Annotated in this window: 21 protein-coding genes; 11 read left to right on the top strand and 10 right to left on the bottom strand. The window is 76.3% G+C overall.

What is annotated here, in order from left to right; translation table 11 throughout:
* Positions 1 to 172: 172 nt before the first annotated feature.
* A complete protein-coding gene (locus ACI79G_RS17100) occupies positions 173 to 811 on the bottom strand; it encodes a GNAT family N-acetyltransferase (protein WP_456882315.1) in 639 nt (212 codons plus the stop codon).
* A gap of 115 nt (positions 812 to 926) precedes the next feature.
* On the opposite strand from ACI79G_RS17100, the gene ACI79G_RS17105 reads away from it, so the two are divergent.
* Genes ACI79G_RS17105 through ACI79G_RS17115 form a run of 3 tightly spaced genes read left to right on the top strand, consistent with a single transcriptional unit; the run spans position 927 to position 6,459 of the window.
* Positions 927 to 3,518, top strand: coding sequence for a molybdopterin oxidoreductase family protein (locus ACI79G_RS17105; RefSeq protein ID WP_456882316.1), 2,592 nt, complete (start codon positions 927 to 929; stop codon positions 3,516 to 3,518).
* On the top strand, positions 3,518 to 6,043 hold the full coding sequence (gene nirB / locus ACI79G_RS17110) for a nitrite reductase large subunit NirB (protein ID WP_456882317.1): 2,526 nt from the start codon (positions 3,518 to 3,520) through the stop codon (positions 6,041 to 6,043). The genes ACI79G_RS17105 and nirB overlap by 1 nt, the downstream gene beginning before the upstream one ends.
* The gene (locus ACI79G_RS17115) at positions 6,040 to 6,459 is read left to right on the top strand and encodes a Rieske (2Fe-2S) protein (protein ID WP_456882318.1); all 420 of its coding nucleotides are present in this window, start codon (positions 6,040 to 6,042) and stop codon (positions 6,457 to 6,459) included. Before nirB ends, ACI79G_RS17115 begins: the two co-directional genes overlap by 4 nt.
* Before the next feature lie 175 nt (positions 6,460 to 6,634).
* On the opposite strand, the gene ACI79G_RS17120 is transcribed toward ACI79G_RS17115, so the two are convergent.
* A complete protein-coding gene (locus ACI79G_RS17120; protein ID WP_456882319.1) occupies positions 6,635 to 7,609 on the bottom strand; it encodes a methyltransferase in 975 nt (324 codons plus the stop codon).
* A gap of 40 nt (positions 7,610 to 7,649) precedes the next feature.
* Complete coding sequence (locus ACI79G_RS17125; RefSeq protein ID WP_456882320.1) at positions 7,650 to 8,240, bottom strand: helix-turn-helix domain-containing protein; 591 nt, start codon at positions 8,238 to 8,240, stop codon at positions 7,650 to 7,652.
* Between the two features lie 66 nt (positions 8,241 to 8,306).
* On the opposite strand from ACI79G_RS17125, the gene ACI79G_RS17130 reads away from it, so the two are divergent.
* Positions 8,307 to 8,951 (top strand): class I SAM-dependent methyltransferase, encoded by a 645-nt coding sequence (locus ACI79G_RS17130; RefSeq protein ID WP_456882321.1) that lies wholly within the window; start codon positions 8,307 to 8,309, stop codon positions 8,949 to 8,951.
* A 2-nt stretch (positions 8,952 to 8,953) separates the two neighbouring features.
* Here the strand turns inward: ACI79G_RS17130 and ACI79G_RS17135 are convergent, their stop codons facing one another.
* Positions 8,954 to 9,808, bottom strand: coding sequence for a hypothetical protein (locus tag ACI79G_RS17135; RefSeq protein WP_456882322.1), 855 nt, complete (start codon positions 9,806 to 9,808; stop codon positions 8,954 to 8,956).
* The gene (locus ACI79G_RS17140; protein ID WP_456882323.1) at positions 9,805 to 10,008 is read right to left on the bottom strand and encodes a hypothetical protein; all 204 of its coding nucleotides are present in this window, start codon (positions 10,006 to 10,008) and stop codon (positions 9,805 to 9,807) included. The genes ACI79G_RS17135 and ACI79G_RS17140 overlap by 4 nt, the downstream gene beginning before the upstream one ends.
* 203 nt (positions 10,009 to 10,211) lie before the next feature.
* On the opposite strand from ACI79G_RS17140, the gene ACI79G_RS17145 reads away from it, so the two are divergent.
* Positions 10,212 to 10,877: a cyclase family protein gene (locus ACI79G_RS17145; RefSeq protein ID WP_456882324.1), complete on the top strand. Its 666-nt coding sequence runs from the start codon at positions 10,212 to 10,214 to the stop codon at positions 10,875 to 10,877.
* 6 nt (positions 10,878 to 10,883) lie between these two features.
* Here ACI79G_RS17145 and ACI79G_RS17150 read toward each other — a convergent pair whose 3' ends face one another.
* Positions 10,884 to 11,681 (bottom strand): hypothetical protein, encoded by a 798-nt coding sequence (locus ACI79G_RS17150; protein WP_456882325.1) that lies wholly within the window; start codon positions 11,679 to 11,681, stop codon positions 10,884 to 10,886.
* Positions 11,682 to 11,830: 149 nt separating this feature from the next.
* Here ACI79G_RS17150 and ACI79G_RS17155 point away from each other — a divergent pair, with 149 nt between their 5' ends.
* Positions 11,831 to 13,216, top strand: a complete 1,386-nt coding sequence (locus ACI79G_RS17155; RefSeq protein ID WP_456882326.1) for an MFS transporter — start codon at positions 11,831 to 11,833, stop codon at positions 13,214 to 13,216.
* A 123-nt stretch (positions 13,217 to 13,339) separates the two neighbouring features.
* On the opposite strand, the gene ACI79G_RS17160 is transcribed toward ACI79G_RS17155, so the two are convergent.
* The 3 genes from ACI79G_RS17160 to ACI79G_RS17170 all read right to left on the bottom strand — a co-directional run bounded on the left by ACI79G_RS17160 (position 13,340) and on the right by ACI79G_RS17170 (position 16,787).
* The gene (locus ACI79G_RS17160) at positions 13,340 to 14,470 is read right to left on the bottom strand and encodes a uroporphyrinogen-III synthase (protein WP_456882327.1); all 1,131 of its coding nucleotides are present in this window, start codon (positions 14,468 to 14,470) and stop codon (positions 13,340 to 13,342) included.
* Between the two features lie 80 nt (positions 14,471 to 14,550).
* Positions 14,551 to 16,029, bottom strand: a complete 1,479-nt coding sequence (locus ACI79G_RS17165) for a PP2C family protein-serine/threonine phosphatase (protein ID WP_456882328.1) — start codon at positions 16,027 to 16,029, stop codon at positions 14,551 to 14,553.
* Complete coding sequence (locus tag ACI79G_RS17170; RefSeq protein ID WP_456882329.1) at positions 16,026 to 16,787, bottom strand: GAF and ANTAR domain-containing protein; 762 nt, start codon at positions 16,785 to 16,787, stop codon at positions 16,026 to 16,028. The genes ACI79G_RS17165 and ACI79G_RS17170 overlap by 4 nt, the downstream gene beginning before the upstream one ends.
* A gap of 148 nt (positions 16,788 to 16,935) precedes the next feature.
* On the opposite strand from ACI79G_RS17170, the gene ACI79G_RS17175 reads away from it, so the two are divergent.
* The 5 genes from ACI79G_RS17175 to ACI79G_RS17195 all read left to right on the top strand — a co-directional run bounded on the left by ACI79G_RS17175 (position 16,936) and on the right by ACI79G_RS17195 (position 20,136).
* Positions 16,936 to 17,421 (top strand): PH domain-containing protein, encoded by a 486-nt coding sequence (locus tag ACI79G_RS17175; protein ID WP_456882330.1) that lies wholly within the window; start codon positions 16,936 to 16,938, stop codon positions 17,419 to 17,421.
* A 343-nt stretch (positions 17,422 to 17,764) separates the two neighbouring features.
* Positions 17,765 to 18,412, top strand: coding sequence for a translation initiation factor IF-3 (gene infC / locus ACI79G_RS17180; RefSeq protein WP_456882331.1), 648 nt, complete (start codon positions 17,765 to 17,767; stop codon positions 18,410 to 18,412).
* 145 nt (positions 18,413 to 18,557) lie between these two features.
* Positions 18,558 to 18,752: a 50S ribosomal protein L35 gene (gene rpmI, locus ACI79G_RS17185; protein ID WP_456882332.1), complete on the top strand. Its 195-nt coding sequence runs from the start codon at positions 18,558 to 18,560 to the stop codon at positions 18,750 to 18,752.
* 29 nt (positions 18,753 to 18,781) lie between these two features.
* Positions 18,782 to 19,165 (top strand): 50S ribosomal protein L20, encoded by a 384-nt coding sequence (gene rplT / locus ACI79G_RS17190; protein WP_448619595.1) that lies wholly within the window; start codon positions 18,782 to 18,784, stop codon positions 19,163 to 19,165.
* Between the two features lie 182 nt (positions 19,166 to 19,347).
* Positions 19,348 to 20,136: a TrmH family RNA methyltransferase gene (locus ACI79G_RS17195; protein ID WP_456882333.1), complete on the top strand. Its 789-nt coding sequence runs from the start codon at positions 19,348 to 19,350 to the stop codon at positions 20,134 to 20,136.
* A gap of 19 nt (positions 20,137 to 20,155) precedes the next feature.
* On the opposite strand, the gene ACI79G_RS17200 is transcribed toward ACI79G_RS17195, so the two are convergent.
* Positions 20,156 to 22,423 (bottom strand): diguanylate cyclase domain-containing protein, encoded by a 2,268-nt coding sequence (locus ACI79G_RS17200; RefSeq protein WP_456882334.1) that lies wholly within the window; start codon positions 22,421 to 22,423, stop codon positions 20,156 to 20,158.
* Positions 22,424 to 22,463: the final 40 nt, after the last annotated feature.

Raw genomic sequence — 22,463 nt, forward strand, 5'->3', positions numbered from 1 at the left:
GGTTCACCACGCACGGAGCGTCAGCACCCATCGAGACCGACGGGTGGCGGTCGTCCCGTGAGACCCGCCCGGTGGTGCTCCCAGCTCCGGGGCCCGACCGGGACGCCGCGGGCAGGCCGTGACCGCGTGACAGCGGGGGAGGGACACCCTCACCCGCTCCTGCCGGCAGCGGTCAGTCCCGCGGCGGGCGCACCAGCAGCCAGAGGGGCAGCGTGCCGTCGGAGCTCTCCATCGCCTGGTCGACGTCGAAGCCGAGCCGCCGCAGGAACCGGACGGCGGCCCAGGTCGAGACGACGGCGGCGGCGGGCAGGCCGTCCGCGTCGCAGCGCTCGAGCGCCGGCTGCAGCAGCGCCGTCCCGTAGCCGTGCCGTCGGCTGCTGGGCCGGGTGCCCAGGTGGGCCAGCCACCAGTGCGGTCCGGCCGGGCGGGCGGCGTCGACCAGCTCGCGGGTCCGGCGGACGGCGTCCCATCGGGAGCCGTGCACGTGCGGCAGCTCGGTGGCCAGCGCGGCACGGACGTCGTCGGGCAGCGGCCGGGTGCCCGGCGCCTCCTCGGGGGCGTGCCACGCGGCGACGGCGGTGACGTCCTCGGTGACCCAGCCGGTGCCGGTGGAGACCGCGCGGTGGCCGGCGTCGAGCTCGGCGAGCCGGGTCAGCCGCTGCACCCGGCCGTCCTCCGGCAGCGCCCAGCGGGCCCAGCGCGACGTGGCCTGCACGAGGGTGAGGGTGGCGGCGATCCGGGGCACGTCGCGCTGCTCGGCGGGGCGGACCGACGGGGCGCCGAGGTGCACGGTGATCACGCGGTCGGCCACCCGGCCAGCGTAGGCGTGGCCTAACAGTCGCCGCCGGGACGGCGTGAGGTCGACGGAACGCAGGCTTGACGCCGATGCCGTCGCCGGGAAACCGGCACCGTCGAACCTCGTCGACGTGACCGCGACCGCCCTGCCCGGAGTGCTCGCCGGGGCCGGCCCGCGCACCCGGACGACGCAGACCCACTGCCCCTACTGCTCCCTGCAGTGCGGGGTCACGATGACCGCCGGGGACCGCCCGGCGACGCTGCAGCCGGCCGACTTCCCGACCAACCGCGGCGGCCTGTGCTCCAAGGGCTGGTCGGCGCCCGAGCTGCTCGACCACCCCGAGCGGCTGACCCGCCCCCTGGTGCGCGCCGTCCCGGGCGACCGCAGCAGCCCGCTGGTCGAGGCCACGTGGGACGAGGCGCTGGACCGGGTCGTCGCCGCGATCGAGCGGACCCAGGCCGCGCACGGCCGCGACGCCGTCGGCTGCTTCGGCGGCGGCGGGCTGACCAACGAGCAGGCCTACCAGTTCGGCAAGTTCGCCCGGGTCGCGCTGCGGACGAGCGCCATCGACTACAACGGCCGGTTCTGCATGTCCTCCGCCGCGGGAGCGGCCAACCGCGCCTTCGGTCTCGACCGCGGCATGCCGTTCCCGCTGTCCGACATCGCCCAGGCCGACGTCGTCGTCCTGGTGGGGTCCAACCCGGCCGACACCATGCCCCCGGCGATGCAGTGGTTCGACGAGGGCCGGGCCCGCGGCGCGCAGCACGTCGTGGTGGACCCCCGCCGGACGGCGACCGCCCGGAACGCCGCACTGCACCTGCAGCCGCTGCCGGGCACCGACCTGGCCCTGGCCAACGGGCTGCTGCACATCGCGATCGCCGAGGGCCTGGTCGACGAGGCGTACGTGGCGGCGCGCACCACCGGGTTCGAGCAGGTCCGGGAGGGGGTCGGGGCCTACTGGCCCGACCGGGTGGAGCGGCTGACCGGGGTCCCCGTCGCCGACCAGCGCCGCACCGTCTTCGCCCTCGCCCGCGCGGAGCGGGCGATCGTGCTGACCGCCCGCGGCGCGGAGCAGCACCGCAGCGGCACCGACACCGCCCAGGCGTGGATCAACCTGGCGCTGGCCCTCGGCCTGCCCGGCCGCGAGGGCAGCGGCTGGGCCACCGTCACCGGACAGGGCAACGGGCAGGGCGGCCGCGAGCACGGGCAGAAGGCCGATCAGCTGCCCGGCTACCGCCGGCTCGCCGACCCGGCCGCCCGCGCGCACGTCGCCGCGGTCTGGGGCGTCGACCCCGACGACCTGCCGCAGCCGGGGCCGTCGGCCTTCGAGCTGCTCGACGCCCTCGGCACCGACGGCGGCGTGCGCACCCTGCTGGTGCTCGCCTCCAACGTCGCGGTCTCCGCCCCGGACGCCCGCCGGGTGATCAGCCGCCTCGCCGACCTGGACTTCCTCGCGGTCAGCGACTTCTTCCTCTCCGAGACCGCCGAGCTCGCCGACGTCGTGCTGCCCAGTGCCATGTGGGCCGAGGAGGACGGCACGATGACCAACGTCGAGGGGCGGGTCCTCCGCCGCCGGCGCGCGCTGGACCCGCCCGACGGCGTCCGCGACGACCTGCAGCTGCTCGCCGAGCTGGCCGAGCGCCTGGGGGCGCCGGGGTTCAGCGGGGACGCCGAGACGGTCTTCGCCGAGCTCGGCCGGGCCAGCGCCGGGGGAGCGGCCGACTACTCCGGCATCAGCTACCGGCGCATCGACGAGGAGCAGGGCGTGTTCTGGCCCTGCCCCGCGCCGGACCACCCGGGCACGCCGCGGCTGTTCCTCGACCGGTTCCCCACCCCCGACGGGCGGGCCCGCTTCCTGCGCGTCGAGCACGTCGAGGCGCACGAGCGGCCCGACGCCGACCACCCCTACGTGCTCACCACCGGCCGGGTGCTGGCGCAGTACCAGTCGGGCACCCAGACCCGGCGGACCAGGAGCCTGCAGCTGGTCGCGCCGCTGCCGCGCGCCGAGCTGCACCCCGACCTCGCCCGCCGCCTGGGCATCGGCCCGGACGACGTCGTCGAGCTGGCCACCCGTCGCGGCCGGGCCCGCTTCTCGGCGCACCTGACCGACGACATCCGTCCCGACGTCGTCTTCGCGCCCTTCCACTGGGGCGGCGGCTCGTCGGCCAACGCGCTCACCGACCCGGCGCTGGACCCCACGTCGGGGATGCCGGCCTTCAAGGTCTGCGCGGTCGCCGTCACCCGCGTCGCCGGCCCGGTCGAGCGGCTGCCCGCCCCCGACGCCGCCGGCCAGCCCGAGCCCCGTCCCCACGAACAGCCCGCGGCGCGCACCCCGCTCCCGCCGTCCCGCCCCGTCCCGAGGAGGACCCCCCGCGTGAAGAGCACCCCACGGTTCCTGCAAGGCGTGTACCCGATCACGGGCGAGGGCCTGGACAAGCCCGGTCCGGTCGACCCGGCGCTGCGCTACACGGTGCCCTCGGGCGCCACCGCCCAGGCGCTCTACTTCCGCGGCGGCAACTCCACCGAGCACCTGGTGTACGTGCTGCTGGTCCGCGACGGGGTGCCGGTGCGCTGGTTCCCCATCGGCGCCAAGGGCGACGTGCACGTCCCGCTGCGGGTCGTCGAGGACCTGCCCGGCGGCACGGTCGTCGAGCTGCAGGCGGCCGCGCCCATCGGCGTCACCGGTGAGCTGGTCGTCGACCTCGGGCTGGTGGAGGTCTGATGACCGTCCTGGGTGGCCGGCCGACCGGCCTGACGTCCCTCTCCCTCGACGACGAGCTCGACCCCCGCGCGCGGCTGGTCGTGGTGGGCAACGGCATGGCCGGTGCCCGGCTGGTCGAGGAGGTGCTCGAGCGCGGCGGCGGCGAGCAGTTCCGCATCACCGTCCTCGGCGACGAGCCGCACGGCAACTACAACCGGATCATGCTCTCGCCGGTGCTGGCCGGGGAGTCGCACGAGGACGACATCGTCCTCAACAGCCACGACTGGTACGCCGACAACGGCGTGCACCTGCGCGCCGGGATCCGGGCCGAGCGCATCGACACCGCCGCCAAGACCGTCCTCGGCGCCGACGGCTCGGTCACCCCCTACGACCACCTGGTGCTGGCCACCGGCAGCTACTCGTTCATCCCGCCGATGGCCGGCGTCCGCCGTGAGGACGGCAGCCTGCTGCCCGGCGTCTTCGGGTTCCGCACCATCGACGAGACCCGCGCTCTGCTGGAGGCCACCGGCCGCTGCCGGCGCGCGGCGGTCATGGGCGGCGGGCTGCTCGGACTCGAGGCCGCCCGCGCGCTGCAGGGCCACGGCCTGCAGGTCGAGCTGGTGCACGCCATGCCGTGGCTGATGAACGCCCAGCTCGACGCCGAGGCCGGCGCGATCCTCAGGAAGAGCGTCGAGTCGCTGGGGATCGGCGTCCACCTCGACGTCCTGGCCACCGAGGTGCTCGGTGCCGAGCACGTCGAGGGTGTCGTGCTCAAGGACGGACGGCGGCTGGACTGCGACCTGCTCGTCGTCGCCGCCGGCGTCCGGCCGCACACCGACGTCGCGCTGCGCTCCGGGTTGGAGGTCGAGCGCGGCATCGTCGTCGACGACCAGCTGCGCACCGACGACCCCGACGTCTACGCCATCGGCGAGTGCGCCCAGCACCGCGGCTCGGTGTACGGCCTGGTGCAGCCGGCGTGGGAGCACGCCCGCGTGCTCGCCGACGTCCTCACCGGCGCCGACCCGGACGCGGAGTACCACGGCAGCCGGACGGCGACCAAGCTCAAGGTGGCCGGCGTCGACGTCGCCACCATGGGGGTCAACACCCCCGAGCGGGAGGACGACGAGTTCCTCGTCATCTCCGAGCCCAGGCGCGGGGTGCACCTGTCGGTGGTGATCCGCGACGACCGGCTGATCGGCGCCACGCTGCTCGGCGACACCCGCAAGGTCGCCTACCTGACCCAGGCCTTCGACCGCGGCGCGCCGCTGCCGGAGGAGCGGATCCGGCTGCTCGTGGACCTCTCCGACGGCGCCGCGGAGGTCGGCGTCGCCGAGATGCCGGCCGACTCGCAGGTGTGCAACTGCAACGGGGTGTCCAAGGGCGACATCTGCGGTGCCGTCGCCGGCGGCTGCGGCAGCGTCGGCGCGGTCATGGACGCCACCCGCGCCGGCAAGGGCTGCGGCTCGTGCAAGTCCCTCGTCAAGCAGATCGTCGAGTGGGCCGCCGACGGCGACCTCGCCGAGGACCCGGCCGCCTCGTACTACGTGCCGGGGATCCCGATGGCCAAGCCGGAGCTGGTGGCCGCCATCCGCGAGCAGGACCTGCGCAGCGTGTCGGCGGTCTTCGCCGCGCTCGCCCCCGGCGGCAAGGAGGACGCGAGGTCCAAGATGGGGCTGACCTCGCTGCTCAAGATGGTGTGGGGCGTGGACTTCGTCCCCGAGAAGGACGGCGAGTTCATCAACGACCGCGTGCACGCCAACATCCAGCGCGACGGCACCTTCTCCGTCGTCCCGCAGATGAAGGGTGGGGTGACCACGCCGGCCCAGCTGCGCCGGATCGCCGAGGTGGCCGAGAAGTACGAGGTCCCGATGGTCAAGGTGACCGGCGGTCAGCGCATCGACCTGCTCGGTGTCCGCAAGGAGGACCTGCCGGCGGTGTGGGACGACCTGGGCATGCCCTCCGGGTACGCCTACGGCAAGAGCTTCCGCACCGTGAAGACCTGCGTCGGCAGCGACTTCTGCCGCTTCGGCCTCGGTGACTCCACGCAGCTGGGCATCGACCTGGAGACGCGGTTCCAGGGCATCGAGAGCCCGGCGAAGATGAAGCTCGCCGTGGTCGGCTGCCCGCGCAACTGCGCCGAGGCCTACGTCAAGGACGTCGGCGTGGTGGCGGTCGGCGACGGGAGGTGGGAGGTCTACGTCGGCGGCGCCGCCGGGGCCACCGTCCGCAAGGGCGACCTGCTGGCCACCGTCGACTCGCCGCAGGAGGTGCTCCGGCTCACCGGCCGGTTCCTGCAGTACTACCGGGAGAACGCCAACTGGCTGGAGCGCACCTACGACTTCGTGCCGCGGGTCGGCCTGGAGCGGATCCGGTCGGTGCTGCTCGAGGACAGCGAGGGGATCGTGGCCGACCTGGACGCGAACATGCAGAAGTCGGTCGACGCCTACACCGACCCGTGGGGGCAGGACGGGAAGGAGCCGGCCACACCCGGGCAGTTCCGCACCTCGCTGCCGCTGGTCGCGCTGCCGGCGGTGCCGGTCCGATGAGCGCCACGACGCGGTTGAGGCACCTCGAGGCCGCCCGGCCCACCACCCCGGGCACCGACCCCGGCAGCCCCGCGACCGACGTGCGCGGCCCGGGCCCCGCGGCACCGCCACGCGGCACGGCGTACGCCGTCGGGCGGGTCGACGAGGTGCCGCCGGGGGAGGGGCGGGCGTTCGTGGCCGGGGGCGTGCAGGTCGCCGTCTTCCGGCTCCGGGACGGCTCGCTGCACGCCACCCAGGCCGCCTGCCCGCACGCCGGGGGCCCGCTCGCCGACGGGCAGACCGACGTCGACGTGCTGGTCTGCCCGCTGCACCTCTACGCCTACCGGTGGACCGACGGCGCCTCGACGTCCGGGGCCGCGCCGATCCGCGTCTACCCGGTGCACGAGTCCGGCGGCGAGATCGTGGTCGAGGTGTGAGGAGGGACCGGGAGTCCCCCAGGCACCGGCCGCGGCACCACCGGGCGCGGTCCCACCCCGCGCCCACGGTGCGGGGCAGGGGCGGATGCTGCGGACGACGACATCTGCGACCACGGCCCCTGCTCCCCGGCCGGAGCAGGGGCGGGGGCTCGGCGCTGCGGACGGGCACGGCGGCCTACGCCGGACGCACCTCGAGCACGTGCACCCCGGCCTCGGTCGGGACGTCGCGGGTGAGCTGCAACCCGGCCGCCCCGCACAGGACGGCGTACTCCGCCGCGGTCCGCTCGCGGCCGGGCAGCAGCACCAGCATGGTGAGGTCCATCCGCACCGCGGCCGGGTCCTCGGCGGCGCGTTCCGGCAGCACCGCCTCCACCACCAGCAGCACCGAGTCCGGCCGCATCGCCGTCCGGCACACGGTGAGCACCCGGCGGGCGGCGTCGTCGTCCCAGTCGTGCAGCACTCGCGACAGCAGGTACGCGTCGGAGCCGGCCGGCACCTGCTCGAAGAAGTCGCCACCGACAGCGGGCAGGTCCGAGCTGGCCACCACCTCCGGCCGGTCGAACAGCAGCACGTCAGCCGACGGCGCCCGCTCCCGGACCGCCCGCAGCAGGACGCCGGACCCGCCGCCCACGTCGACCACCGAGGCGAGGCCGGAGACGTCGTAGGCGGCCACCACCGCACCGGCCTCCCGCCCCGAGCGGTCGGCCATCGACGCGCGGAACGCCGCCAGCCGCGCGGGTTCGGCCGCGAGCGCGTCGAAGAAGGGCCGCCCCTCGACGAGGTCGAACGGCGTCCCGCCGTCCCGCACGGCGGCGAGCAGCCCGGCGGCCGACCGGTAGTAGAGCCCGCCGCGGGCGGCCACCGCACCGGGCAGCGAGCCCGGCACCCCGGGCCGCAGCAGCTCGCCGACCGGGCTCAGCGCGAAGCGGCCGTCGGGCAGCTCGTCGAGGACCTCCTCGGCGGCCAGCCCGCGCAGCACCCGGTGCAGGGCGCCGGGCACGGCGCCGAGCTCCCGCGCGAGGTCGGGGGCGCTGCGCGGACCGGCGGCCAGCGCGTCGGGGACCCCCAGCACGACGGCGACGTGCAGGAGCTGGGTGACCAGGTAGCCGTCGGCCAGCCGGGCCAGCCGGTCGGCTGCGGAGCCGGGCACGACGGCATGGTGGCACCGCCTCAGCGGGCGGACAACGCGGTCAGCGGCGGGGGCGGGCCCGCACGTGCATCCGCTCGCCCTGCGGGCCGAACAGGCCCAGCACCTCGGCGGGCTCGTCGCCAGGGTTGCCGATCCAGTGCGGGGTGCGGGTGTCGAACTCGGCGACCTCCCCGGGGCCGAGGACGACGTCGTGCTCCCCGAGCAGCAGCCGCAGCCGGCCGGAGAGCACGTACACCCAGTCGTAGCCCTCGTGCGTCTGCAGCTCGGGCGCGCCGGCCGGGGTGTGCGGCGCGTAGACCATCTTGAACGCCTGGATCCCGCCCGGACGCCGGGTCAGCGGGACGACGGTCAGGCCGTGCGTCGGGGTGCGCGGACGCAGGTGCACCCGCGGGTCCCCGGTCTCCGGCGCGCCGACCAGCTCGTCGAGCGGCACCTGGTGGGCGCGGGCCAGCGGCAGCAGCAGCTCCAGGGTCGGCCGGCGCTGCCCGGACTCCAGCCGGGACAGCGTGCTCACCGAGGTGCCGGTCTCCTCGGACAGCTGCGTCAGGGTGAGCCCGCGCCGCTGGCGCAGCGCGCGCAGCCGCGGGCCGACGGCGGTGAGCACCGCGTCGGTCGCCTCGTCGTCCGCCATGCCCTCCATTTGCCGGTCCGGCAACGTCCGTTGTCAAGTCGGCACCGCCGGGGGAGGCTGCCGGGCATGGAGCACGCAGCACACCACGGCCACGGCGAGATGCGGTTCGACGAGGCCTCCTGGGAGGAGCGGTACCGCACCGCGCCGGCCCTGTGGAGCGGCCGCGCCAACCCGCAGCTGGTGGCCGAGGCCGAGGGGCTGACGCCGGGCCGGGCGCTGGACGCCGGCAGCGGTGAGGGCGGCGACGCGCTGTGGCTGGCCGGCCGCGGCTGGCGCGTCACCGCCGTCGACTTCTCCACCGTCGCGCTGGCCCGCGCCGCCGCGCAGGCCGACCGGCTGGGCCCGGAGGTCGCCGAGCGGATCGAGTGGGTGCACGCCGACCTCACCCGGTGGGCGCCGCGGACGATCGCCTTCGACCTGGTCTCGGCGCAGTACTTCCACCTGCCGCCGCAGGACCGCGACCCGGCGTTCGCCCGGCTGGCCGCCGCCGTCGCGCCGGGCGGCAGCCTGCTCGTCGTCGGGCACCGGCCCAGCGAGCTGCACACCGGCTCGCCGGGGATGTTCTTCACGGCCGAGCAGGTCGCCGCGACGCTCGACCCGGTGGCCTGGGACGTCGTGGTCCGCGAGGACCGCCCGCGGACGGCAGCCGGCCCGGCCGGGCGCGAGCTGCCCGTCGCCGACACCGTGCTGCTGGCCCGCCGCCGCGCCTGAGGTCAGGGTGCCGGGACGGTGGCGGCCCGTACGAGGGTCCGCACCGGCTCACCCACCGCGGCGGGGCAGCGGCTCGACCGAGGCCGACACCGTGCCGTCCGCGGCCAGGACCTCCACCGTCGCGGTCCCCTCGGGGACGGCCCGCACCGCGAGCCCGTCGTCGAGGGGCAGCTCGGCCAGCGGCGTGCCGGTCCCGTCGACCACCCGGGCGGTGACGGCCGGGGACGGCGCGACGACGGCCGGCGTCCGAGTGGCGGGGTCCCCCAGCGCGGTGGGCAGCCCGGGCTCGGCGATGAGCGGCGCGCTCCACAGCCGCAGCTCGCCCGGCGCGGCGCCCGGAGGACCGGCGAACCGGCGAGGGCGACCGATCCCGTGCCCAGCCGCCGCTCGAGCTCGTCGTCGTCCACCAGCGGCGGGGGCACGGTCAGCGGGCGGGACACCGGCGCCCAGCGCCCGCCGGCCGCGTCGCCGGCGAAGAGCACCTGCGACCCCGCCGGCGGAGGGGCGGCCGTGCGGGCGCCCGGACCGCTCCAGGACAGCTGCCGCACCGCCTCGACGGACTCCGCGTCGCCGGCGAGCGAGCCGCGGGTCGGTCCGTCGCCCGGGGCGGGCAGGTCCCGCACGTCCGGCGCCTCGGCCACCGCGGTCGCCGGCTCCGCCGACGGCCCGTCCGGCACCAGCACCCGGCCCACCGCCACCGCGGCCACGACCACCGCGCCGACCGCGCCCAGCCGCAGCTGCGACCGGCGGCGGGCCCGGTGCCGGTGCTCGACCACCGCGGCCAGGTCGGCGCGCGGCGGCGGCGCGGTGGCGTCGGCGAGGGCGGTCAGGCGCGCCCGCAGCTCGTCGTCCCTCACCGCTCCTCCCCACCGGCCGGCTGGAGCGCGGTCAGCGCGGTGCGCAGCCGGGCCGGGCCACGAGCGGTCTGGGTGTTCACCGTGCTGGGCGGGCACCCCATCAGGTCGGCGGTCTGCTGCTCGGAGAGGTCTCGGAGTAGCGGGCCGGACCGGCTGATCCGGTCCCAGTGCCGGTAGGTCTTGAGCAGGGCGGTCTGCACGAGGTCCTCCGCGTGTCCGCGGTCGCCGGCGAGCAGGACGGGCCAGGCGCAGCAGGGCGGCTTGCCCCGCGGACACGAAGTGCGCGAAGCCCCGGTCCCCGTCGCCCACCCGTGCCTCCTCTGCCGGCCTCCTGACCTCTCCACGCCGTGAGGCCTGCCGCAGACCCACACACCCGGGTCCTTCGTGCGAGAGGGTGCCCAGCATGTCCAGGTTCGTGGAGCTGAGTCACGTGATCTCTGCCGGGATGGTGACCTATCCCGGCCTGCCCGGGCCGGAGGTGACCCCGCACCTGACCCGGGAGGCCTCGCGGGAGGTCTACGCGCCGGGCACCGAGTTCGTCATCCACGCGGTCCGCATGGTCGGCAACACCGGCACCTACCTCGACAGCCCGTTCCACCGGCACGCCGACGGCGCCGACCTCGCCGGGCTGCCGCTGGAGGCGCTGGCCGACCTGCCGGCACTCGTCGTGCGCACGGCCGGCTCCGGCCGCCGGGCGGTGACCGTGGCCGACCTGGACGGGCTGGAGGTGGCCGGCTGCGCGGTGCTGCTGCACACCGGTGGGGATGCCGCCTTCGGGACGCCGGACTACGCCGTGGACGCACCGTTCCTCGCCGGGGACGCCGCGCGGGAGCTGGCCGACCGGGGTGCGGCGCTGGTCGGGATCGACGCGGTGAACATCGACGAGGTCACCGAGCGCGGGGAGCGGCCGGCGCACACCGCCCTGCTGGGGGCGGGGATCCCGATCGTCGAGCACCTCACGGGGCTGGACCGGGTGCCCGGTATCGGCGCCCGGTTCACCGCGGCCCCGCCCCGCTTCGCCGGGTTCGGCACCTTCCCGGTGCGCGCCTACGCGCAGCTGCCGGACTGACCCGGCTCAGGCGGGCGGCGCGAGCTCGGCCAGCGCCGCGGCGACGTCGTCGTCCCGCACGAAGCCCAGAGCCAGCAGCCGGTGCACCAGCACGCCGCGGCGGGTCAGCCGCAGGTCGGCCGGGCGCAGCCGGGGGAGTGCCGCGCCGCCCGGCCGGGGCTGGGCCGGTGGCGGGTCGAGCAGGCCGCCGCGCTGCAGGTCGGCGACGTCCTCGCGCGCGCCCCACGCCGGCCACCCGCGCGGGTCGTCGGCCAGCGGGGTCATCGGCAGCGGTGCGCGGTCGCGGCGGCCGACGCCGGCCAGCAGCACGAGCTGGCGCCAGGTCAGCCCGGCGGCCAGCGCCAGCGCCCGCTCGACCAGCGCGGCGTCCAGGTCGGGGGAGGAGGCCACCTCGGCCAGCAGGTAGCCCAGGTGCCGCACCCGCCGCTCGTCGTGCGAGCCGCGGGCGGCGGCCACCACGGCCTCGGTGACCGCGTCGGCGGCCGAGCGCCCGCCGGACCGCGGGGCGAAGAAGCCGTCGCCGCGCACCGGGCGCCCGCCGTGGGCGAGGGTCACCGCGTGCTCGACGGCGAAGGCGAGGACGGCGCCGGCGCGGGCCCGCTCCCGGGGGACGGCGATCCCCGCCGCCTCGTCGGCCGCCGTCCGCAGGCACCGCGCCAGCCGGTCCTCGAGGCGCACTGCAGCCCGGCCGGCCGGGTCGGGGTAGACGAGGGTGGCGGCGTTCCGGCTCATGGTGCCCGCGACCGCCGCGCCGTCCTCGATCAGGGCGCGGCCGGCAGCCGCAGGGTCCTCGGTCACGGTCACGCCGCCGATCCTCCCCACTCGCCGGGCCCGTGTGCACGCCGGTCGACTCCGTCCTCACCACAGCGGGTCAGCGCCGGTGAGCACAACGGAACACGAGTTCTGCCCGGCAGCAACGGCGGGGGAACGACGGGCCGCCACCGTTCTGGCCCATGGCCGCCCCCACCCCCACCACCCACCAGCGGACCGCGCCGGTCGCCGTCCCGACGCGCCCCGGTCGCTGGATCGACGACTGGCGCCCGGAGGACCCCGCCTTCTGGGAGTCCACGGGCAAGCCGGTCGCCCGCCGCAACCTGTTCTTCTCCGTCTTCTCCGAGCACGTCGGCTTCTCGATCTGGAGCCTGTGGTCGGTGCTCGTGCTCTTCCTGCCCGAGGCCGTGTACGGCATCGACCCGGCCGGGAAGTTCCTGCTGACCACGCTGCCGACGGCGCTCGGCGCGTTCGTCCGGCTGCCCTACACCTTCGCCGTCGCGAAGTTCGGCGGGCGCAACTGGACGATCGTCAGCGCCGCGCTGCTGCTCGTGCCCACGATCGCCACGGCCGTCGTCCTGGAGCCCGGCGTCGACTACACGACGCTGCTGGTCGTCAGCTGCCTGGCCGGCGTCGGCGGCGGCAACTTCGCCAGCTCCATGGCCAACATCAACGCCTTCTACCCGAACCGGCTCAAGGGCTGGGCGCTGGGCCTCAACGCCGGCGGCGGCAACCTCGGCGTCCCCGTCGTCCAGCTGGTGGGCCTGCTCGTGCTGGCCACCGCGGGCGTGGAGCACCCGCGGCTGGTGCTGGTCGTCTACATCCCGCTGATCGTCGCGGCCGCCGTCGGCGCGGCGCTGCTCATGGACAACCTGTCGACCGCGCGCAACCAGCCGCGTGCCATGCGCGAGGCCACCCGCGAGCCGCACACCTGGATCATGTCGTTCCTGTACATCGGCACCTTCGGCTCGTTCATCGGCTTCGGGTTCGCCTTCGGTCAGGTGCTGCAGAACCAGTTCACCTCCGACTTCGCCACGCCCCTCGCCGCGGCGTCGCTCACCTGGCTCGGCCCGCTGCTGGGCTCGCTGATCCGCCCGCTCGGCGGCTCGCTGGCCGACCGCTTCGGCGGTGCGCGCATCACGTTCTGGACCTTCGCGGCCATGGCGGTCGGCGCCGCGGTCGTGTGGGCCGCCAGCCAGGTGGGGTCGCTGGCGCTGTTCGTCGTCGGCTTCGTGTCGCTGTTCGTGCTCAGCGGCATCGGCAACGGCTCGACCTACAAGATGATCCCGGCGATCTTCCGCACCCAGGCCCAGCAGCGGGTGGCCGCCGGCGAGGACCCGGCGGGTGCCGACCGGCACGCGCTGCGCATGTCCGGCGCACTCATCGGCATCGCCGGCGCGGTCGGGGCCTTCGGCGGCGTGCTGGTCAACCTGGCCTTCCGGCAGTCGTTCCTCACCACCGGCACCGGCGACTCGGCCTACCTGGTGTTCATCGCCTTCTACGCGGTCTGCCTGGCCGTGACCTGGGCGGTGTACCTGCGGCCCGGGAGCCGCACGTCGGGGGTGTGAGGGGCGACGAGAGCCCTGCGGGCCCCCGAGCGGGGCCCGCAGGGTCCCCGAGGGGGAGCCGCGGTCCGGCTCCACGGCAGCCGGACGGCACGTGGTCGCGGTGTCGGCCGGTAGGCCGACAGATCACACGGCCAACCGGTAGCCGCGCTTCACCACGGTCTCCACCACGCCGCGGCCGAGCGCCGCGCGCAGCCGGGTGACGGCCATCTCGACGGCGTGCGCGTCCCCGCCGCCCGGCAGCCCCGCCACGAGGTCGGTCTTGGGGACGACGGCGCCCGGCCGCGCGGCCAGCGCCCGCAGCACCGCCATCGGGCCCGGCGCCAGCTCCACCACCCGCCCGTCGACCAGCGCGGCGTGCCCGCGGACCTGCAGCTCTCGCCCGCCCACGCGCAGCACCGGGTCGCGCTCGGGCAGCCGTGCCACCACCTCGCGGGCCAGGGCGCCGAGCCGGGCCCGTTCGGGCTGCACCGAGGGGATGCCCGCGGCGTCGAGCGGGCCGGCGGTCACCGGGCCCACCGCCACCGCGAGGACGCCGGAGCCGAGCGCGGCGACCAGCTCGGCCCGCATCCCCAGCTCGCCGGCGACGGTGAGCAGGCTCGCCGCCGCCGGCGCGCTGGTGAACGTGACCGCGTCGACCGTGCCGGCCACCACGGAGCGGACCAGCCGGCGCACCGGCTCGACGTCCTCGGGCAGCACCCAGCGGTACACCGGCACGGTGAGCACGTCGGCCCCGGTCGCCCGCAGCGCCGCGACGAAGTCCGGCAGCGGGTCGCCGTGCAGCTGGACGGCGATGCGGCGTCCCTGCAGCGGCCCCTCGGCGCCCGACAGCAGGTGCTCGAGCACCTCCGCCGACGACTCCGACGCCGGCGACCAGGCGTCGACCAGCCCGCCGCCGCGGATGGCGCCGCGCGCCTTGGGGCCGCGGGCGAGCACGCGGGCGTCGCGCAGGTGCTCGACCAGCGGCAGGTCCCAGGCGTCCGCGGCCTCCAGCCACCCGCGGAAGCCCACGCCGGTGGTGGCCACGACGAGGTCGACCGGCTGCGCCAGCACCTCCCGGGTCGCGGCGACCAGCTCGGCGTCGTCGGCCAGCGGCACTATGCGGATCGCCGGCGCGTGGACGACCCGCGCGCCGCGGCGGGCCAGCAGCGCACCGAGCTCCTCGCGCCGCCGGGCCGCGGTCACCGCGACGGTGTACCCGGCCAGGGGCAGCGGCGCCTCGGTCCCGGGCGGGGCCTCGGGCAGCACATCGGTCACGGTTCCCCCTCGTCGACGGCGCTCGCGACCATGGTGCGTCGTCCCTGTTGCGGGGGTGTGTCCAGGCGGGGTCGGGCGCCTCACGGTCCCCGCGGCTCGGGCGCCCAGCGCGCGAGCAGGACGCTGGCGTCGTCCTGCAGCAGCCCCTCCTGGTGGGTCAGGACGGCGTGCATCAGCCTCCGGGCCGTCTCCGGCGGGGACTGTCCGCCGGCGACCTCGCGGGTGAGCAGGTCCAGGAGCCGCTCCTCGCCGAACCAGGCGCCGGTGGCGTCCCGCGCCTCGGTGACGCCGTCGGTGTGCACCGCCAGCCAGTCGCCGGGCTGCAGCGCCTCCTCGGCCACGGTGAGGACGCCCGTGCCCAGTCCGAAGGGCACGCGCCGTCCACCGGCCAGCGACTTCACGACCTTGCCTCCCCGCAGCAGGTGCGGCGCGGGGTGCCCGGCGTTGACGTAGCGGAGCCGGCCACTGGGGACGTCGAGCTCGGCGAGCACCCCGGTGACGAACGAGCTGCCCGGGAAGGTGCCCGCCACCACCTCGTCGAGCGCCCGCGCCTGGTCCTGGACGCCCCGGCCGTCACGGCGGGCGCTGCGGTAGGCCGACACGGCGGCGGCGGCGAGGACGGCGGCGGGCAGGCCGTGCCCCATCGCGTCGAACGCGGCCAGGGAGACGGTGGTCTCCGACAGCGAGTAGTCGAAGGCGTCCCCGCCCGCCTCGTAGGCCGGTTCCAGGATCCCGGCCAGCACGAAGGGGCCGCTGCCGGCCGTCAGCGGGGGGAGCAGCTGCCACAGCAGCTCGGCCGAGGGCGTGCGGGGCCGGGTCAGACGTGGCCGCTGGAGCGCGTCGCCGTACTGGCCCATCGACGCGACCAGGGCGCCGACCAGCTCCGCCAGCCACCGGCACTCCTCCCGCAGCCCGGGGTCGTAGAGCTCGGCCGGTGTCCCGACCCGCACCTCGAGGACGCCCACCCGGTCGTGGCCGTCCATGAGGGGGCACCACAGCCGGTGCAGGCCCTCGGCGTCGGACGGCAGCGGCCGCACCGTCTGGAAGACCCGTCCGGGCAGGGAACCGTCGATGGGCACCGAGCCGGGGGGCGCCGCCCCCGTCGGCAGGAGCGGCCACAGCCGGCACTGCTCGTGGTCGGCGACGTGGACGATCGCCTCCACGCCGAGGGCGGTACCGGCCTGCGCGACCAGTTCCGGCAGCCGGTCCGGGGGAGCGGCGTGGGCGGCGTCCACCAGCTGCAGCAGCGCGGCGAAGGGTCCGCTGGGGCGGCCCCGGCGCAGCGGCGGGCGGTAGGGCACCCGGCGCTGCGTGAACAGCTCGTCGAGCCGCTCGTTGAGGGCGTGCGCGAGCACGTTGACCTGGGCGGGGTGCAGCGACATGAGCCCCTCCACGTGCCCCTCGACCTCGAGGAGGTCCGAGGAGCCGCCCAGCGCGAAGTACCGCATCCAGAGCTCGTCCAGGGTCAGGTCGGCGACCTCGAGGGCCGAGCGCAGCGCGCGGCGCTGCTCCTCGTCGAGCGAGTCCTCGGGCCCGGGCGGCCCGGGGCGGAGGCTCACCGTCGTCGGCGGACGGCGGAGTCGACCACCGCCCGGGCGACGTCGGCCAGCGTCCCGCCCTCCTCGTGGGAGCGGGACACCAGCATGGTGAAGGCCACGTCCTCGGGGACCCCGTGCCGGGCCATGACGACACCCTTGGCCGTGCTCACCAGGTCCCGGCTCCGGACGGCCGCCCGCAGCTCCTCGCTGTGCCGCCGGGCGCGCTCGCGGGTCTGGGTGTTGGCCACCAGGATCGCCGCCTGCGCCGCGGCCAGGGTCAGCAGACGTTCGCTGTGGGCGTCGAAGGACCCCGGCTGCGCCGCGTAGACCTTGAGCGCACCCAGTGCGGTGTCCCCGGCCACCAGCGGCGCGCTCATCGCGGCCAACAGCCCGAGCGGGGCCGCCGCCGCCGCCCACCGGGGCCAGCGGCGGTCGGTCGTCAGGTCGTCGACGCGGATCAGTCGGCGGCTCGCGGCCGCGGCCAGGCAGGGCCCCTGGTCGAGCTCGTACTGGAGGGCGTCGGCGCGCTCGACCCGGGCGTCGGTGGACCCGGAGCTGCGGCGGCCGCGCTCGTCGATGATCGAGACCCCCGCCCCCACCGCCCCGGGGACGGAGTCGAGGGCCATCGAGCTCACCAGGCCGAGCGCGGTGGCCACCGTCTCCTCGGACAGCAGCAGTCCGGACACGCGGGCGGAGATCGCCGACAGCTCGTCGGCGAGGGGGAGGTCGGGACCGGCCTGGTGGGGCGGAAGGTCGGGACCCGCCTGGTCGTGGCGCACGCGCACCTCTCGGTGGTCGGCCGCACGCCCCGCCGGATCTGGACGGGATTGCAGCGCCGGCGCCAGCGTAGCGCCGCCGTGGGCACGGACCGGTCGGTCCGGATCCGCGGGTGCCTCCGCGCTCGCGCCGGCCTGGGACCATGGAGCCGTGTCGACCCCCGGCCCGCCTGCTGTCTCCGCCGTCCCCCGCCGGTGGCGGTTGCTGTGTGCCGCGGCCGCCGTCGTCGTCGCCGCCGTCCTCACCTACGTGGGGGTGACGCTGCCGCAGAACGCGACCGGCGTGGCGCGGTTCACCGTGGCCGACCAGGTCGCCGTCGTCGGGCTCGGCCTGGTGCTGGGCGCCGGCCTGCTGGCGCTGGGCCGCCCGCGGGTGGACGCCGACGAGCGGGGCGTCCGGGTGCGCAACCTGTTCGGCGAGCGGACGGTGCCGTGGACGGCGGTGCGCGCCGTCCGCTTCGACCGCCGGTTCCGCTGGGCGACGCTGCTGCTCACCAACGACGACGAGTTCGCCGTGCTGGCCGTCCAGGGAGCCGACGGCGACCGCGCCGTCGAGGCCGTCGAGGGGCTGCGGGCGCTGCTGGCGGCCAGCCGGGCGCAGCAGCCGCCGCCCCCGCCGCTGCTCTACGACGACTGAAGGAGGGCCACCCTTCCCGCCACGCCTGGCAGGCTCGGCGTGGGGCCCTGGAGGGTGGCCGTTCCAGATCCTCACCAGGGGCCGCCACCGGGAATGACGCCGACCCCCGCGGCGCTGTAGTATCTGCGTGCCTCCCCGCTACACGAGGCGCGCGAACCACTGAGCGGCCCCGCCCCGGGCCGCTCGACCAAGAGGAGCCCGCTCCCACCTGGCGCCGTCGAGGCGTCCAGGTCCCGGATCGCGGAGCCCGGCCACCGGCCGGGCCCGCGGCGTGCACGAGCCCCCGGGCTCGGCGCACCCCGGCGAGTGGGCCCCACGAGCAGCAGCTCGTGGGGCCTCTCTCATGTCGGCGTCCGGTGACCGAGCGAGCCCCTCCCCATGCAGCAGCAGAGGAGAGGCCATCACCGAGCCCCGTATCAACGACCGTATCCGCGTCCCCGAGGTCCGCCTGGTCGGCCCCGAGGGCGAGCAGGTCGGCATCGTGCCGATCGGCGAGGCGCTGCGCCTGGCCCAGGACTCCGAGCTGGACCTCGTCGAGGTCGCGCCCATGGCCCGGCCGCCGGTCGCCAAGCTCATGGACTACGGGAAGTTCAAGTACGAGTCCGCCCAGAAGGCCCGCGAGGCCCGGCGGAACCAGGCGCTCACCGTCATCAAGGAGATGCGGCTGCGCCTGAAGATCGACCCGCACGACTACGAGACCAAGAAGGGCCACGTCGAGCGCTTCCTGCGGAGCGGCGACAAGGTCAAGATCACCGTGATGTTCCGCGGCCGCGAGCAGTCCCGCCCGGAGATGGGCTACCGGCTGCTGCAGCGGCTGGCCCAGGACGTCTCCGAGCTCGGCGTCGTGGAGTCCAACCCCAAGCAGGACGGCCGCAACATGGTCATGGTGATCGCCCCGCACCGGAACCAGGCCGCGACCGACGGCGCCCGCCGGCAGGCCAAGGCCGACAAGGCCGACAGGGCCGCCGAGGGGCAGGGCCCGCAGGCCTGAAGCAGGACCCTCCTGCCCCCGCCACTCGCGAGCTCGCGGCGGGGCCCCGCGGGAGGGCCGAGGACCGCACCACCAGACGGCCGGTGCCGTGCGGCAGCCCCGTGCTGCCGTGCGGCGCCGCCACACACGAACGAGGACCGAGGACATGCCGAAGCAGAAGACGCACAAGGGCACCGCGAAGCGCGTGCGCGTGACGGGCAGCGGGAAGCTCGTGCGCGAGCAGGCCAACAACCAGCACAAGTTCGAGCACAAGTCCTCGCGTCGCAAGCGCCGGCTCGACCAGGACCAGGTCATCTCCCCGGCCGACACCAAGAGCCTCAAGAAGCTGCTCGGGCTCTGAGCGCCCCCTAGACGAGAAGGAGCCCTTCCGTGGCACGCGTGAAGCGGGCGGTCAACGCCCAGAAGAAGCGTCGGACGGTCCTCGAGGCCGCCAGCGGCTACCGGGGCCAGCGGTCCCGGCTGTACAGCAAGGCCAAGGAGCAGCTGCTCCACTCGGCCACCTACCAGTACCGCGACCGCAAGGTCCGCAAGGGTGACTTCCGCAAGCTGTGGATCACCCGCATCAACGCCGCGGCCCGCCAGAACGACATGACCTACAACCGGTTCATGCAGGGCCTCAAGCTCGCCGGCATCGAGCTCGACCGCCGCGTGCTCGCGGAGCTGGCCGTCAACGAGCCGGCCGCCTTCGCCGCGCTGGTGGAGACCTCGCGCGCCGCCGTCGCCGCCGTCCCGGCCGGCGGTCAGGCCGCCTGAGCCCGGCCAGCAGCACCCGCGACGCCGCCGGCGTCCGGCCCACCACGGGTCGGCGCCGGCGGCGTCGTCGTGTGCACGGGCGCGAGATCTGCACACTCGCGGCCTGCGGACCCCTGATGACGACCACTGCGCCGAAGACGACCACTGTGCAGCTCTCGCGCCGAGCAGGAGGACGACCAACGGTGACCGAACCGCTGACCGAGCGCTCCGGGCGGGTGGCGGCCGCGCGCAGGCTGACCCGGCGGGCCGGCCGCGACGCCGCGGGGCTGTTCCTCGCCGAGGGCCGGCAGGCCGTGGCCGAGGCGCTGGCCGACCCGACCGGGGTCCGCGAGGTGTTCGCCACCGAGGCCGCCGCCGCGGCGCACCGCGACCTGCTCGCGGCCGCGCCGGTGCCGGTGCGGCTCGTGACCGAGAGGGCGGCCGCGTCGCTGTCGGAGACGGTCACCCCGCAGGGCCTGGTCGCGGTCTGCGCGCTGCGCGACGTGCCGGCCGACGTCCTGGTGGACGCACCGCCGTCCCTCACCGTGGCGCTCGCCGAGCTGGCCGACCCGGGCAACGCCGGCACCGTGCTGCGCACCGCGGACGCGTGCGGCGCCGGGGCCGTGGTCTTCGGCGCGGGGTCGGCCGACCCGTACGGCGGCAAGGCGGTGCGCTCGAGCGCCGGCAGCCTCTTCCACGTCGACGTCGTCCGCGGGGCGCCGCTGCCCGGGCTGCTGCCGCGACTGCAGGCGGCCGGCGTCACCGTGCTCGCCGCCGACGGCGGGGGAGAGGCCGCCCTCGACGAGCTGGGGCCCGAGCTGGCCGGCCCGGTGCTGTGGCTGTTCGGCAACGAGGCCCGCGGCGTGCCCGCCGACCTGGCCGCGCTGGCCGACGCCCGGGTGCGCATCCCGATGCGCGGGCGCGCCGAGAGCCTCAACCTGGCCGCCGCCGCGGCGATCTGCCTCTACACCACCCAGCTCGCCCAAGCCTGAACGCGGACGAGCTCCTGCCTCACACCCGGGTGGCGTACATCCGCATGTCGGCCGAGTGCAGCAGCGCCGGGAAGTCGGCGCCGTCCTCGGGCCAGACGCTGACCCCCACGCTCGCCCGGACGACGACCTCCTGGTCGCCCAGTGCCACCGGGCGGGCGACTCCCGCGGCGAGCTCGTCGGCGACGCACCGCGCCTCGGTCGCCGCCGTGGCCTGGGGCAGGCCGGTGAGCGCGACGAGGAACTCGTCGCCGCCGAGCCGGGCCAGCAGGTCGTGGCGGCGCAGCCGGCCGCGCAGCCGGTCGGCGACCGCGACCAGCAGCTCGTCACCGGCCGCGTGGCCGAACCGGTCGTTGACGCCCTTGAAGCCCGCCAGGTCGACGAACAGCAGCGCCACCGCCTCGTCCCGGGCCCGGGCGTCCCAGAGCGCGGTGTCGACCTGCTCGGCCAGCCGCCGGCGGTTGGGCAGGCCGGTCAGCGGGTCGGTGTAGGCCAGCTCCTCGATGCGGGCCAGGTAGCTGCGGGTCCGGTCGCGCTCCTGCACCAGCGCCCGCTCGGCCTCCACGCGGGCGGTGACGTCGACCTGGACGCCGATGTAGTGCGTGACCGCTCCGTCGGGACCGGTCACCGGCGCCAGGTGCAGCTCGTTCCACCAGGTCGTGCCCACCGGGCCGCGCTTGTTGAGCACCGTCACCCGGCACTCCTCGCCGGCGTCGACCGCGCGGCGGACGGCGGCGACGGCCGCGGGGTCGGTGTCCGGGGTCTGCAGGAACCGGCAGTTGCGGCCCAGCAGCTCGCTCCTCGGCAGCCCGGCGAGCCGCTCGAAGGCCGGGTTGACGTAGACCAGCGGCTGGTCGGGCAGCCGCACGTCGACGATCGACACACCGCTCGGGGTGGCCGCCAGCGCGCCGTGCACCAGGGTGTCGCCGGTCGCGCTGACCAGCACCCCGACGTCGAACCGGTCGGGCGCGGGCAGGGCCGGGACGGCCGGCGGGGCGGGGACGACCGCGTGCGCCGAGGTCAGCGGGTCCTGACGCGGCGCGACCCGCGCCAGCAGCGCCGCGGTCGCCCGGACGACGGTGTCGCGGTCGTAGGTGAGGGCGTAGGCGAACCGGCGCTGGGCGTCGGGGCCGTCGTCCCCCAGGTCGCGGGCGAGCAGCGCGGCGGCGAAGTGCGGGCCGAGCACGGTGACGTCCCACTCGCCGCGGACCGGGTCCGCCGGGTCGAGCGCGGCGCCGCGTAGGCCGGGCAGCGGCTCGACCGGCAGGTCCTCGCCGAGGGCGCAGACGAAGCCGGTGCGCTCGACCAGGTCGCGGTAGCGCAGCGTCGTCGCCGGCGTGAAGTGCCGGGCCTCCTGGAAGGTGGCCGCCACGACCGAGGCGGCGCCCAGCCGCAGCGCCTCGCGCTCGAGCTGCTTGGACAGCTCGATGAGCAGGGCCTTGGGCGCCTCGCGCAGCGGGACGCCGATCGGCAGGCAGGCGAACGGCGAGACGTCGGCGTCCTCGCTCACGGTGTCGGGCAGCTGCGAGGGCAGCACCAGCGAGCCGTGGACCGCACCCTCGACCGGCCCGGGGCCGGGGCGGCCGAAGAGCCAGCCCTGGCCGAGCGTCGCGCCCAGCGCGCGGGCCATGGCCAGGTGGGCCTCGTCCTCGATGCCCTCGGCGAGCACCACCGAGCCGGTGCGCTCGGCGTGCGCGTTGACCGCGTTCATGATCTCGGCGATCGCGGGGCCGGGGCGCTCCTGCACCAGCCGCAGGTCCAGCTTGACCACGTCGGGGCGCAGCAGCGGCATGAACGCCAGCGACATCGCCTCGGCGCCGACGTCGTCCACCGCGACGCCCCAGCCGACCGAGCGGACCCGCTCGACCGTGCGCAGCAGCTCGGCCGGGCGGGTGGCCAGCGCCCGCTCGGTGACCTCCAGGACCACCCGCAGCCCGCCCGGGGCGGACTGCGCGATGGCCAGCAGGTCCTCCAGGGGCGCGCGGTCGAGCACCTCCGGCTCGACGTTGACGAAGAGCGTCAGCGGTGCCTGGAGGCCGACGGCCAGCGCGCCGGTGAGCGCTGCGGTGCGGCAGGCGGCGTCCAGCTCGGCGAGCCGGCCGGCCTCGCGGGCGGCGGCGAAGAGGGAGTCCGGCCGCTCGAGCGGGCCCTGCGGCCCGCGGGCCAGGGCCTCGTAGGCGACCACGCGGCCGGTGTCGAGCTCGACGATGGGCTGGAAGACGCTGCGCACCGTCCCGTCCCGCAGGACGTCGTCGATGGTCGTCGCGGGAGCGGCAGGGGTGGTGGTCACGTCCTCCCATCGGACGTCGGGACCCCGCGTTGAGCGGGGA

It is taken from the genome of Geodermatophilus sp. SYSU D00779 (assembly GCF_054050595.1).